This is a genomic window from Pseudomonas sp. GD04091 (genome assembly GCF_029836165.1).
Classification (GTDB): Bacteria; Pseudomonadota; Gammaproteobacteria; order Pseudomonadales; family Pseudomonadaceae; genus Aquipseudomonas.
Genome location: NZ_JAOEBG010000001.1, coordinates 159,708 through 172,723, shown reverse-complemented (window position 1 = coordinate 172,723; position 13,016 = coordinate 159,708). Strand labels below are relative to the sequence as shown.

The 13,016-nt window shown below is 63.8% G+C and carries 15 protein-coding genes; all 15 read left to right on the top strand.

The window, feature by feature from the left end; all coding sequences use genetic code 11:
* Positions 1-120 precede the first annotated feature (120 nt).
* The 15 genes from fliH (at position 121) to flhB (ending at position 12,174) form a co-directional block, all read left to right on the top strand.
* A complete protein-coding gene (fliH, locus tag N7422_RS00755) occupies positions 121-894 on the top strand; it encodes a flagellar assembly protein FliH (protein ID WP_279804641.1) in 774 nt (257 codons plus the stop codon).
* Complete coding sequence (fliI, locus tag N7422_RS00750; protein WP_279804640.1) at positions 884-2,239, top strand: flagellar protein export ATPase FliI; 1,356 nt, start codon at positions 884-886, stop codon at positions 2,237-2,239. Before fliH ends, fliI begins: the two co-directional genes overlap by 11 nt.
* Positions 2,240-2,245: 6 nt before the next feature.
* The gene (gene fliJ, locus N7422_RS00745) at positions 2,246-2,698 is read left to right on the top strand and encodes a flagellar export protein FliJ (RefSeq protein WP_279804639.1); all 453 of its coding nucleotides are present in this window, start codon (positions 2,246-2,248) and stop codon (positions 2,696-2,698) included.
* A 111-nt stretch (positions 2,699-2,809) separates the two neighbouring features.
* The gene (locus N7422_RS00740; protein WP_279804638.1) at positions 2,810-3,115 is read left to right on the top strand and encodes an STAS domain-containing protein; all 306 of its coding nucleotides are present in this window, start codon (positions 2,810-2,812) and stop codon (positions 3,113-3,115) included.
* A gap of 8 nt (positions 3,116-3,123) precedes the next feature.
* A complete protein-coding gene (locus N7422_RS00735) occupies positions 3,124-4,812 on the top strand; it encodes a fused response regulator/phosphatase (RefSeq protein ID WP_279804637.1) in 1,689 nt (562 codons plus the stop codon).
* Between the two features lie 66 nt (positions 4,813-4,878).
* Positions 4,879-5,217, top strand: a complete 339-nt coding sequence (locus N7422_RS00730; RefSeq protein WP_279804636.1) for an Hpt domain-containing protein — start codon at positions 4,879-4,881, stop codon at positions 5,215-5,217.
* Positions 5,218-5,289: 72 nt separating this feature from the next.
* The gene (locus tag N7422_RS00725; RefSeq protein WP_279804635.1) at positions 5,290-6,636 is read left to right on the top strand and encodes a flagellar hook-length control protein FliK; all 1,347 of its coding nucleotides are present in this window, start codon (positions 5,290-5,292) and stop codon (positions 6,634-6,636) included.
* Positions 6,637-6,767: 131 nt separating this feature from the next.
* The gene (fliL, locus tag N7422_RS00720) at positions 6,768-7,265 is read left to right on the top strand and encodes a flagellar basal body-associated protein FliL (RefSeq protein WP_279804634.1); all 498 of its coding nucleotides are present in this window, start codon (positions 6,768-6,770) and stop codon (positions 7,263-7,265) included.
* 10 nt (positions 7,266-7,275) lie between these two features.
* On the top strand, positions 7,276-8,244 hold the full coding sequence (gene fliM, locus N7422_RS00715; protein ID WP_279804633.1) for a flagellar motor switch protein FliM: 969 nt from the start codon (positions 7,276-7,278) through the stop codon (positions 8,242-8,244).
* Between the two features lie 46 nt (positions 8,245-8,290).
* Positions 8,291-8,749 carry a flagellar motor switch protein FliN gene (gene fliN / locus N7422_RS00710; RefSeq protein ID WP_279804632.1) on the top strand — a complete coding sequence of 153 codons (459 nt, stop codon included), beginning with the start codon at positions 8,291-8,293 and terminating at the stop codon, positions 8,747-8,749.
* Entirely contained in the window at positions 8,750-9,199 is a 450-nt protein-coding gene (gene fliO, locus N7422_RS00705) for a flagellar biosynthetic protein FliO (RefSeq protein ID WP_279804631.1), read from the top strand. It abuts the gene before it with no gap.
* Positions 9,199-9,954 (top strand): flagellar type III secretion system pore protein FliP, encoded by a 756-nt coding sequence (fliP, locus tag N7422_RS00700; RefSeq protein WP_279804629.1) that lies wholly within the window; start codon positions 9,199-9,201, stop codon positions 9,952-9,954. The genes fliO and fliP overlap by 1 nt, the downstream gene beginning before the upstream one ends.
* Before the next feature lie 21 nt (positions 9,955-9,975).
* Positions 9,976-10,245: a flagellar biosynthesis protein FliQ gene (fliQ, locus tag N7422_RS00695; protein ID WP_279804628.1), complete on the top strand. Its 270-nt coding sequence runs from the start codon at positions 9,976-9,978 to the stop codon at positions 10,243-10,245.
* Between the two features lie 7 nt (positions 10,246-10,252).
* Complete coding sequence (fliR, locus tag N7422_RS00690; RefSeq protein WP_279804627.1) at positions 10,253-11,029, top strand: flagellar biosynthetic protein FliR; 777 nt, start codon at positions 10,253-10,255, stop codon at positions 11,027-11,029.
* A 2-nt stretch (positions 11,030-11,031) separates the two neighbouring features.
* Positions 11,032-12,174, top strand: a complete 1,143-nt coding sequence (flhB, locus tag N7422_RS00685) for a flagellar biosynthesis protein FlhB (protein ID WP_279804626.1) — start codon at positions 11,032-11,034, stop codon at positions 12,172-12,174.
* Positions 12,175-13,016 lie beyond the last annotated feature (842 nt).

Genomic DNA, 13,016 nt, shown 5'->3' with positions numbered 1-13,016 from the left:
AGCGGGTTTACCCGCGAATGCGCCAGCCCGGGCGAGGGTGTTGTCCCTGCCGACGCTTTCGCGGGTAAACCCGCTCCCACAGGGCTGCGTTGGCTGAACACGATTTGAGAAGCTGCCAGCATGTCCACCACCGAACACCCCAGTGACCTGATCCGTGCCCGCGACCTCGAGGGCGTGGATGTGTGGGCGCTGCCCAGCTTCGACCCGGAACCTGAGCCAGAACCCGAGCCGGAGCCGGACATCGTCGAGGAAGAAGTCGAAGAGGTGCCGCTGGACGAAGTCCAGCCACTGACCCTCGAAGAGCTCGAAGCCATCCGCCAGGAGGCTTACAACGAAGGCTTCGCCACAGGCGAGCGCGAGGGTTTCCACAGCACTCAGCTGAAGGTACGGCAGGAGGCCGAGGTGGCCCTGGCGGCCAAGTTGGCCAGCCTCGAACAGATCATGAGCCATCTGCTCGAACCGATCGCCGAGCAGGACACCCAGATCGAGAAGGCACTGGTGCTCCTGGTGGCAGGTATCGCACGCCAGGTCATCGGCCGTGAGCTGCGCAGCGATTCGAGCCAGATCACCCACGTCCTGCGCGAAGCGTTGAAGCTGCTGCCGATGGGGGCCGACAACATCCGCATTCATCTCAACCCCCAGGACTTCGAGCTGGCCAAGGCTTTGCGCGAGCGCCACGAGGAAAACTGGAAGCTGCTCGAGGACGAAGCGCTGCTGCCAGGCGGCTGCCGCATCGAAACGGCCCACAGCCGCATCGATGCGACCATGGAAACCCGGATCGAGAAGGCCGTGGCACAGCTCTTCGACCAGTCTCACGATCAGGCCCTGCACCCTGCGGCCGCCGATATCCATGTCGAGGTCGACGCGCCTGCAGGTGAAACCGATGCGCCTTGATCGCACCAGTTTCGGCAAGCGCCTGGAGGGCTACGCCGACGCGGTGAAACTGCCCGACCAACCGATCGTCGAAGGGCGCCTGCTGCGCATGGTCGGCCTCACCCTCGAGGCCGAGGGCCTGCGCGCGGCGGTGGGCAGTCGCTGCCTGGTGATCAATGACGACAGCTACCACCCGGTGCAGGTGGAGGCGGAGGTCATGGGCTTCGCCGGCAGCAAGGTGTTCCTCATGCCCGTTGGCAGCATCGTGGGCCTGGCTCCTGGCGCCCGTGTGGTGCCGCTGGACGACAGCGGCCGCCTGCCCATGGGCATGAGCATGCTCGGCAGGGTACTCGATGGCGCCGGCCGTGCGCTGGACGGCAAGGGCGGGATGAAGGCCGAGGATTGGGTGCCGATGGACGGCCCGATCATCAACCCGCTCAATCGCGACCCGATCAGCCAGCCGCTGGATGTCGGTATCCGCAGCATCAATGGCTTGCTCACGGTCGGTCGTGGTCAGCGTCTGGGTCTGTTCGCCGGTACCGGTGTCGGCAAGTCGGTGCTGCTGGGCATGATGACGCGATTCACCGAGGCCGAGATCATCGTGGTCGGCCTGATCGGCGAACGGGGGCGGGAGGTGAAGGAATTCATCGAGCACATCCTCGGTGAGGAGGGGCTCAAGCGCTCGGTGGTGGTGGCCTCGCCAGCGGATGACGCGCCTTTGATGCGTCTGCGCGCGGCGATGTACTGCACGCGCATCGCCGAGTATTTCCGCGACAAGGGCAAGAACGTGCTGTTGTTGATGGATTCGCTGACCCGGTTTGCCCAGGCCCAGCGCGAAATCGCCCTGGCCATCGGCGAACCGCCGGCCACGCGCGGCTATCCGCCGTCGGTGTTCGCCAAGCTGCCCAAGTTGGTGGAGCGCGCGGGTAATGGCGAGCCCGGAGGGGGCTCGATCACCGCGTTCTACACGGTGCTGTCCGAGGGGGATGATCAGCAGGACCCCATCGCCGACTCGGCGCGTGGGGTGCTCGACGGTCACTTCGTGCTGTCCCGGCGTCTGGCCGAGGAAGGCCACTATCCGGCCATCGATATCGAGGCGTCGATCAGCCGGGTCATGCCTCAGGTGGTCGATCCGGACCACCTGCGCCAGGCGCAGAAGTTCAAGCAGCTGTGGTCGCGCCTGTCGCAGAGTCGCGACCTGATCAGCGTCGGCGCCTATGTGGCCGGCGGCGATCCGGAAACCGACCTGGCCATTGCCCTGCAGTCCAAGCTGGTGGATTTCCTGCGCCAGCGCCTGGATGAAAACGTCGGCATGGCCCAGAGCCGTGAACAGCTGGGTGCGATCTTCGCACCGCCGGCGGGCTGATAGGCCATGAGCCAGCCCAGCCGAGCCGCGCGTCTGGCGCCAGTGGTCGAGATGGCCGAGGAGGCCGAACGCAAGGCTGCCCAGCGCCTGGGGCATTTCCAGAAGCTGCTGAGCGACGCCCAGGCCAAGCTGGCCGAGCTCGAGCGTTTTCGCGAGGCGTACCAGCAGCAGTGGATCAACCGTGGCTCGCAAGGGGTCGACGGTAACTGGCTGGTCAACTATCAGCGCTTCCTGGGGCAGCTGGAAACGGCCATGACCCAGCAGCGCCAGAGCATGAGCTGGCACCAGAACAACCTCAACAACGCCCGCAACACCTGGCAGCAGGCCTATGCCAGGGTCGAAGGGTTGCGCAAGCTGGTGCAGCGCTACCTGGACGAGGCCCGCAGGGCCGAGGACAAGCGTGAGCAGAAGCTGCTCGACGAGCTGTCCCAGCGTCTGCCGCGCCAGGGTCAGCCTTAGGCTGAGCCGATCTGTCGCCGGAAGGCTCCCGGAGGGGGCGCCTTGCACCTCCCGCCAGCGCCTGCTAAACCTTCAGGGGTCGCATTCGCCATCATCGAAGGAATCGCTCGTATGGCAGTCGAATCTTTTTTTTCTCCGGACGGGAAAAAGCTGACTATCAAGATCAAAGGTCGCTTCGATTTTGGCCGGCACCAGGAATTTCGTAACGCCTATGAGAAGCAGCCCAAGTCTGCAGACGCAGTGGTAATCGATCTCAAGGAAGCGACCTATCTGGATAGCTCTGCGTTAGGGATGTTGCTGCTTTTGCGGGATTACAAAGGCGGAGAGGAAGCCTGCATCAGCGTGATCAACACGAGTTCCGATGTACGCAAGATCCTGGCCATTTCCAACTTCGACAAACTGTTCGATATCAGTTGAGCATCGTCATGCCCGCCGATCAGGCGTTGACCGTGCTGGTGGCCGAGGATGGCGCCGCCGACCGCCTTTTACTGGCGCAGATCGTCCGGCGCCAGGGGCATGAGGTGTTTACCGCGGAGAACGGCGAGCAGGCGGTGGCGTTGTTCGTCGAGCGGCGGCCGCAGCTGGTGCTGCTCGATGCCCTGATGCCGGTGATGGACGGTTTCGAAGCTGCGCGGCGGATCAAGGCACTGGCTGGCGAGGAGCTGGTGCCGATCATCTTTCTCACCTCCCTCAACGAGGAGGAGGGGCTGGTGCGCTGCCTTGAGGCCGGAGGCGACGACTTCATGGCCAAACCCTACAGTGCGGTGATCCTCGGCGCGAAGATCCGTGCCATGGATCGTCTGCGCCGGCTGCAGGCCACGGTGCTCGAACAGCGCAATCAGATCACTCGGCATCACCACCATTTGCTCGCCGAGCAGCGCGTGGCCAAGGCCGTTTTCGACAAGGTCGCCCACTCCGGTTGCCTGAACACGTCACATATCCGTTATCTGCAGTCACCCTATGCGTTGTTCAACGGTGATCTGCTGCTGGCCGCGTTCACTCCGTCTGGCGACATGCATGTGTTGCTGGGGGATTTTACCGGCCACGGGCTGCCTGCGGCGGTGGGGGCGATGCCGCTGGCCGAGGTGTTCTACGGCATGACCGCCAAGGGCTACGGGCTGGTCGAGACGTTGCGCGAGATGAACGCCAAGCTCAAACGTATCCTGCCCGTGGACATGTTCTGCTGTGCGTTGCTGATGAGCCTGAGTTTCCAGCGAGCCACGGTGGAGGTATGGAACGGCGGGATGCCAGATGGCTACCGGCTTTCCTCCGGCGGTGAGGTGTTGGCGGTGCTGCCTTCGCGTCACCTGCCGTTGGGCATCCTGGCGCCGGAGCGGTTCGACGCCACCACGCAGGTGCTGCCGCTTGCCGCAGGCGAAAGGCTGTTCCTGTTGTCCGATGGCGTGGTCGATACCGCGGATGCTCAGGAACGGCTGTTCGGCGTCGAACGATTGCGCCAGGTGCTGGCTGACAATCGCGAGCCGGCCCGGCTGTTCGAGGAAGTGATGGCGGCCCTGGAACGTTTCGGCGGACAATCGCGGGACGACATCAGCCTGTGTGATATCCGCATGCTGGAGCCCGGTTACGTGTCACCGCAGGCGGTGGTCTATTCCGACAGCGGGCGCTCGAGCCCGCTGGACTGGTCGATGCAGTTCGAGTTGCGCGGGGACAGTCTCGGGCGCTTCAACCCGGTGCCCTACCTGGTGCAGCTGTTGCAGGAGATTCACGGCCTGCGCCCGAGCAGCGGGCGCCTGCACGCGGTGCTCAGTGAGCTGTACTCCAATGCCCTCGAGCACGGTGTGCTGGGCTTGGATTCGCGGCTCAAGCGCGACGCGCGGGGTTTCTCCGAGTACTATCGCCAACGGGGCGAGCGTCTGGCGGGGCAGGTCGAAGGATTTATCGCCATTGCCCTGCGGGTGGAACCCCGTGCCGCAGGTGGCTATCTGATGATCGAGGTTCGCGACAGTGGCGCAGGCTTCGATGTGTCCCAGTTGTGCGCCGCTCCGCTGGCGCTTGGGTTCAGTGGGCGAGGGGTGAATCTGGTCCGACGCTTGGCTGACCAAGCCCAATGGCTGGAGGGCGGGCGTCTGGCGCGGGTGGTGTTCGAATGGTGAGTCCGGGCGGATGGAATGTCCGGACTCGGGCGCAAGCAGGCTTGATCAGGGAGTGAGCAAGTGGACATGCATATCGATCACAAGGTGCTGAGCGACCTGCGAGAGGTCATGGAAGGGGGGTACCAGCAACTGCTGGAAACCTTTCTGGAGGACTCCGAGCGGCGGCTGCATCAGTTGCACGAGGCCAAGAATGCCAGCGAGCTTGGCCTGGTCGCCCATAGCTTCAAGGGCAGCAGCAGCAACATGGGGGCAGTCGGGCTTGCGGGGCTTTGCCAGCAGCTGGAAGACCGGGTGCGCCAGCAACCTTTGTATGGGATCGAGGACTTGATCAACCGTATCGATCAGGAATACCAGGAAGTGCAACGCTTCTACCGTGGCGAGCGGGAACGAATTTCCGCAGACTAGGAGACCTGGCGCGAGTCTTGCTAATCCCAGCTCCAGACGTAATTTTCAGCTGCTGGAGCGGAGACCTTTTCCATGCCTGTCGCACCCAATCCATTGTTGCAAGCCAGCCTCGTGAACAAGGCGCCGCGGCCGGCTGCCGGAGTGGCGGAAAAACCGCAGCAGGGCTCGGCCGCGCAGGGCGCCGGCTTCGATCAGGTCATGGCCGGGCAGGGACGCGACGCTGTGCCGGCGCGTGACGCCAAACCCGCCCGTGGTGCGGCGCAGGCGAATGCCAAGGAGTCGTCGGAGCCTGCCGCCAGCGGCAAACAGCAAGACAGCGGCGCGCCATCGGTTGCCGATGGCGGCAAGGGTTTGCCTGGCGATGTGCCGGCACAGGCGACCAGTGACACCGATGATGCCCATGACCAGGACCCATCGGCATCGCTCGATGCCAGTCTGGTGGCGGGCCAGGTGACCGATGCCCAGCCTGGCGCGCAGTTGCTGCAGGCCCAGGCCGAGGCGGTCGCTCCGGTGCTGCAGGCGGCGGTCCAGCCGGCATTGCAGCCCGCGCCACCGGCCACGTCGCCGCAGGAAGCGGAGAAGGCCGCCGCGTTCGATCCCGATGCCGATCCATTGGCTGACATGCCGACATTGCGCCTGGCGCTCGAGCAGGACGCCAAGGCCAAGGGTACGACTTCCGCGCACGCTGCCGTCACTCGCCTGGACAACGGTCAGCCACCTGCCGCCGATACGGGCGCGGCCTCCGTCAATACCTTGGCGAACCTGGTCGAGAAGGCCGAGGGCGAAGCGGGGCACGCCGAACATGGCGACAAGGCCTTTGCCGGTTTGATCGACGATGGCCTCAAGGATCTCAAGGGTGCCAGCAGCGATACCCGAGTGGATGATTTCGCCAACCGCCTGGCCAGCCTCACCCAGGCTGCCACGGCGAAGACCGCCAACGCGGTGCCGGTGACCCCGAGCCCATTGCAGCAACCGCTGGCGATGAACCAGGGCGCCTGGACCGAAGGGTTGGTCAACCGAGTCATGTACCTGTCCAGCCAGAACCTCAAGTCGGCCGACATCCAGCTGGAGCCCGCGGAGCTGGGGCGCCTGGATATCCGCGTCAACGTGGCGGCCGACCAGCCCACCCAGATTCACTTCGTCAGCGGCCATGCCGGCGTGCGCGATGCGCTCGACAGCCAGGTGCACCGCCTGCGCGAGCTTTTCACCCAGCAGGGCCTGGCGCAGCCCGACGTCAGTGTCGCCGACCAATCCCGTGGCCAGCAGCAACAGCAGGCGCAGCAGGGTGAGTCGGGGCTGTCCGGTGTCGCCGCGCGACGCGCCCAGGCGGCAGGCGAGGGCGGCGAGCCCGCCAGTGCCGCACAACCGCTCGAACACCAGGTGGTGGTAGGCGACAGCGCGGTCGACTACTACGCCTGATCAGCACTCGCACCGCTCGGTTGTGGGAGCGGTGCGGATCACTCGCCACCTGGGTCTGCCAAATCTGGCATAACACTTGCTCAAGCCACGTCATTCTTCTTGGAAACCGCGATGGACGACGGATTATTGGCATGGCGAAGAGCGACGCAGTGAAAGACCCCGCCCCCAAAGGCAAACTCAAGCTGATCCTGCTGCTGGTACTGGCCCTGCTCCTGGCGGTCGGTCTGTCGGTGGGCGCGACCTGGTTCTTCATGCACAAGAGCGAGTCGGCGCCGGCGCCCGAGGCGGCGCAGGCCAACGTCAAACCCGCGGCGATCTACGAACCCCTGGCGCCGGCCTTCGTGGTCAACTTCAACCAGAATGGCCGCCAGCGCTACATGCAGGTGAGCATCACCATGCAGGGGCGCAACCAGGCCGACCTCGAGGCGCTCAAGGTGCACATGCCGGTGATCCGCAACAACCTGGTCATGATGTTCTCCGGCCAGGGTTTCGACACGCTCGCCAGCAGCGCGGTCGGCCAGGAGATGCTGCGCCAGAAAGCCACCGCGGTGGTGCAGGAAGTGGCGCAGAAGGAAATCGGCAGGCCGGTCGTCGACCAGTTGCTGTTCACCAATTTCGTATTGCAGTAGGAGCACATAGATGGCCGTGCAGGACCTGCTGTCCCAGGATGAGATCGACGCCCTGCTGCATGGGGTGGACGATGGGCTGGTGCAAACCGAGAGTGCCGCCGAGCCCGGCAGCATCAAGAGTTATGACCTGACCAGTCAGGACCGTATCGTCCGGGGGCGCATGCCGACCCTGGAAATGATCAACGAGCGGTTCGCCCGCTACACCCGCATCAGCATGTTCAACCTGTTGCGTCGTTCCGCCGACGTGGCGGTGGGCGGCGTGCAGGTGATGAAGTTCGGCGAGTACGTGCATTCGCTGTATGTGCCGACCAGCCTGAACCTGGTCAAGATCAAGCCGCTGCGTGGCACCTCGCTGTTCATTCTCGACGCCAAGCTGGTATTCAAGCTGGTGGACAACTTCTTCGGCGGCGACGGCCGCCACGCCAAGATCGAGGGGCGCGAGTTCACTCCGACCGAGCTGCGCGTGGTGCGCATGGTCCTGGACCAGTGCTTCGTCGACCTCAAGGAAGCCTGGCAGGCGATCATGCCGGTCAACTTCGAGTACATAAACTCCGAGGTCAACCCGGCCATGGCCAACATCGTCGGCCCCAGCGAGGCGGTGGTGGTCTCGACCTTCCACATCGAACTCGATGGCGGCGGCGGCGACCTGCACGTGACCATGCCGTACTCGATGATCGAGCCGGTGCGCGAGATGCTCGACGCCGGTTTCCAGTCGGATCTGGACGACCAGGACGAACGCTGGGTCAAGGCCCTGCGCGAGGACGTGCTGGACGTGAACGTGCCGTTGTCGGCCACCGTTGCCCGGCGCCAGCTGAAGCTGCGCGACATCCTGCACATGCAGCCAGGCGACGTGATCCCGGTGGAGCTGCCGGAGCACCTGGTGCTGCGCGCCAATGGCGTGCCGTCGTTCAAGGCGCGACTGGGTTCGCACAAGGGCACCCTGTCGCTGCAGATCATCGACCCGATCGAACGCCGCTGACGGCGTGCCGGTCGCTCTAACGTATTGAATGCCTGCCGAGGAAATCATGGCTAACGAAAACGAGATCACTTCTCCCGAGGAACAGGCCCTGGCCGATGAGTGGGCGGCCGCCCTGGAAGAAACCGGTGACGCCGGCCAGGCCGACATTGACGCCTTGCTCGCCGCGGATGGGCCGTCTTCGGGCCGCCTGCCGATGGAAGAGTTCGCCAGTTCGCCCAGGCCCAGCGAGAACGTCAGCCTCGAAGGCCCGAACCTGGATGTGATCCTGGATATCCCGGTGAGCATTTCCATGGAAGTGGGCAGCACCGAAATCAGCATCCGCAACCTGCTGCAGCTCAACCAGGGCTCGGTGATCGAGCTGGACCGCCTGGCCGGCGAGCCGCTTGATGTGCTGGTCAACGGCACGCTGATCGCCCACGGCGAGGTAGTGGTGGTCAACGAGAAGTTCGGCATTCGCCTGACCGACGTGATCAGCCCCAGCGAACGTATCAAGAAGCTGCGCTGAGTGAAGGGCATGGTGCGGGGCGTCACGTCCCTCGGTGCGCTGCTGGCCAGCGAAGCGGTGATCGCCGCGGCCGAGCCAGCGGCCTCGGCGGTTGCGCCTCTGCCGGGAGGCATGGGCGCGCAGCTGGCGCAGATGGTCTTCGGCCTGTTGCTGGTGGTCGGCTTGATCTTCGCCCTGGCCTGGCTGCTGCGGCGTATGCAGGGCAGCGCCCAGCGCGGCGCTCAGGTGATCGAGATCGTCGGCAGCCGGGCCATCGGCCCGCGCGACCGGCTGTTGCTGGTGCAGGTTGGCAAGGAGCAGATCCTCATCGGCCACACTCCGGGCAGCATCGAAGCGTTGCATGTGCTGGCCGAGCCCGTGGAGGTGCCCGCCGCCGCACGCCAGGCCACGCCGGAATTCGCCCTGCGGCTGCTCGAGCTGATGGGCAAGGATCAGAAGGACAAGACGTGATGAGCGGCGCACTGCGCTTGTTGTTGACCCTGGCGTTGCTGCTTGCCGCGCCACTGGCCCTGGCCGCCGATCCGCTGTCGATTCCGGCCATCACCCTGTCCAGCGGAGCGGACGGGCAGCAGGAGTATTCGGTCAGCCTGCAGATCCTGCTGATCATGACGGCGCTGAGCTTCATTCCGGCGTTCGTCATCCTGATGACCAGCTTCACCCGCATCATCATTGTCTTCTCCATCCTGCGCCAGGCCCTGGGCCTGCAGCAGACGCCGTCGAACCAGGTGCTCACCGGCATGGCGCTGTTCCTGACCCTGTTCATCATGGCGCCGGTGTTCGACCGGGTGAACAAGGATGCCCTGCAGCCCTACCTGGCCGAGCAGATGACCGCCCAGCAGGCCATCGACAAGGCCCAGGGGCCGCTGAAGGACTTCATGCTGGCGCAGACCCGGCAGAGCGATCTCGACCTCTTCATGCGCCTTTCCAAGCGCACCGACATCGCCGGGCCCGACCAGGTGCCGCTGACCATTTTAGTGCCGGCGTTCGTCACCTCCGAGCTCAAGACCGCGTTCCAGATCGGTTTCATGATCTTCATCCCGTTCCTGATCATCGACATGGTGGTCGCCAGCGTGCTGATGGCCATGGGTATGATGATGCTGTCGCCGTTGATCATCTCGCTGCCGTTCAAGATCATGCTGTTCGTGCTGGTCGATGGCTGGGCGCTGATCATGGGTACCCTGGCCGGCAGTTTCGGCGGTGTCTGACGCCACCAAGGAGAGCCTCGCATGACACCTGAAGTCGCTGTCGACCTGTTCCGTGATGCGCTGTGGCTGACGACCCTGATCGTTGCCGTGCTGGTGGTGCCGAGCCTGCTGGTCGGCCTGGTGGTGGCGATGTTTCAGGCGGCCACGCAGATCAACGAACAGACCCTGAGCTTCCTGCCACGTCTGCTGGTGATGCTGGTCACGCTGATCATCGCCGGGCCCTGGCTGGTACAGAAGTTCATGGAGTACTTCACCGGCCTGTATACCAGCATTCCGCACCTGATCGGTTGAGGTCGTCATGCTGGAGCTGACCGACACGCAGATCGGCACTTGGGTCGCCACCTTCATCCTGCCGCTGTTCAGGGTGATGGCAGTGTTGATGACCATGCCGATCTTCGGCACCAAGATGCTGCCGGCGCGGGTTCGCCTGTACGCTGCCGTGGCGATCACCGTGGTCATCGTGCCGGGCCTGCCGCCGCTGCCGGAGATCGACCCGCTCAGCTTGCGGGGCGTGCTGCTGTGCGCCGAGCAGGTCATCGTGGGGGCGTTGTTCGGGTTTTCCCTGCAGCTGCTGTTCCAGGCCTTCGTCATCGCCGGGCAGATCGTCGCCGTGCAGATGGGTATGGCCTTCGCCTCCATGGTCGACCCGGCCAACGGTGTCAACGTCACGGTGATCAGCCAGTTCATGACCATGCTGGTGAGCGTGCTGTTCCTGCTCATGAATGGCCACCTGGTGGTGTTCGAGGTGCTGACCGAGAGTTTCACCACGCTGCCGGTGGGCAGTGCCCTGGTGGTCAATCATTTCTGGGAGGTGGCCGGGCGCCTGAGCTGGGTGATGGGGGCGGCGCTGTTGCTGATCCTGCCGGCGATCGCCGCGCTGCTGGTGGTTAACATCGCTTTTGGCGTGATGACTCGCGCCGCGCCACAGCTGAACATCTTTTCCATCGGTTTCCCGCTCACCCTGGTGTTGGGCATGGGGATCTTCTGGGTCGGCCTGGCCGACATCCTTCCTCACTATCAGGCACTGGCCAGCGAAGCGCTGCAGTGGCTGCGTGAGCTGGCACGGGCGCGCTGAGCATGGCAGAGAGCGAAAGCGGTCAGGACAAGACAGAAGAACCCACCGACAAGCGCAAGCGCGATGCGCGGGAGAAAGGTGAGGTCGCTCGCTCCAAGGAGCTGAACACGGTCGCCGTGACCCTGGCAGGCGCCGGTGGCTTGCTGGCGTTCGGCGGTTATCTGGCGGAAACCCTGATGACCGTGATGCGCATGAATTTCAGCCTGACGCGCGAAGTGATCGTCGACGAGCGAAGCATGGGCGCGTTCCTGCTGGCGTCGGGCAAGATGGCGATCTGGTCGGTGCAGCCGATCCTGATCCTGTTGTTCGTCATTTCCTTCGTTGCGCCGATCGCCCTGGGCGGGTTCCTGTTCTCCGGGAGTCTGCTGCAGCCGAAGTTCAGCCGCATGAACCCGTTGTCCGGGATCAAGCGCATGTTTTCCATGAACGCGCTCACCGAGCTGCTCAAGGCGGTCGCCAAGTTCATCATGATCCTGTTGGTGGCGCTGCTGGTGCTGATCAGCGACCGTGAGGCGCTGCTGGCCATCGCCAACGAACCGTTGGAGCAGGCGATCATCCATGCCGTGCAGGTGGTGGGCTGGAGTGCCTTGTGGATGGCGGCGGGGTTGCTGCTGATTGCCGGGCTCGACGTGCCCTATCAGCTGTTCCAGTCGCACAAGAAGCTGAAGATGACCAAGCAGGAGGTCAAGGACGAGTACAAGGACAGTGAAGGCAAGCCTGAGGTCAAGCAGCGCATCCGCCAGCTGCAGCGGGAGATGTCGCAGCGGCGGATGATGGCGGCGGTGCCTGAGGCGGATGTGATCATCACCAACCCGACCCATTACGCGGTGGCCCTGAAGTACGATCCGGAGAAGGGCGGCACGGCGCCGTTGCTGCTGGCCAAGGGGACTGACTTCCTGGCCCTGAAGATTCGTGAGATCGGGGTCGAGCACAAGGTGCAGATACTGGAGTCGCCGGCCCTGGCGCGGGCCATTTACTACTCCACCGAGATCGAGCAGGAGATTCCTGCGGGGCTGTACCTGGCGGTGGCGCAGGTTTTGGCCTATGTGTTCCAGATTCGGCAGTATCGGGCTGGGCGGGGTAAGGCGCCGGAGCCTTTGAAGAAGGATTTGCCGATTCCTGATGATTTGCGGCGGGATAGTTGAGTTGTTTGGTTGTTTGGTTGTTTGGCTGGTTTTGATAGTTGTATGCGCATTCATTTGTGATGTCGACGCTTATTCACCTTTCCGCCCTTACGGCGGGTTACTTTGGTCTTGGCCAAAGTAACCAAAGCCGCTCGCTCCATTCATACGGCCCCTACGCTGCGCTCCGGGGTTCCCTCACTCCGGCCTTGCTCCCGGGAGGACCGCGCTGAACGGCCCATCCTGGGCCGCAGCGCTTGACGGGCATCCATGCCCGTCACCTCCCTCCGCAAGTCCTGCGTTCGGCCTCCTGAAGTCGCGAAGTTACGGGCGGCGCCTGGACTGGCACAGCTATCGCTAGCTGAATATGTAATTAATCTCTCTATTCCATCGCGGGGCAAGCCCGCTCCCACGCAATAGGCATCGATATACAAATCTTTGTACGAACGGGCTTGCTCCGCGATAGGTCGGAACAACCAATATATATTTAACTGCCAAGTAAATAAGTTCGCATTTCTTGCTCTTGCTCTTGCTCTTGCTCTTGCTCTTGCTCTTGCTCTTGCTCTTGCTCTTGCTCTTGCTCTTGCTCTTGCTCTTGCTTCTAAGCGCGCGATAGTTCAGGCGCCACAAATTGCGACTTCAGTAGGCCGAGCGCAGGACTTGCGTAGGGAGGTGACGGGCATGGATGCCCGTCAAGCGCTGCGGCCCAGGATGGGCCGTTCAGCGCGGTCCTCCCGGGAGCAAGGCCGGAGTGAGGGAACCCCGGAGCGCAGCGCAGGGGCCGGATGAACGGAGCGGGCGGTTTTGCCTACTTTTTCCAAGAAAAAAGTAGGCCGCCGTAAGGGCGGAAAGGTGACTATGCGTCG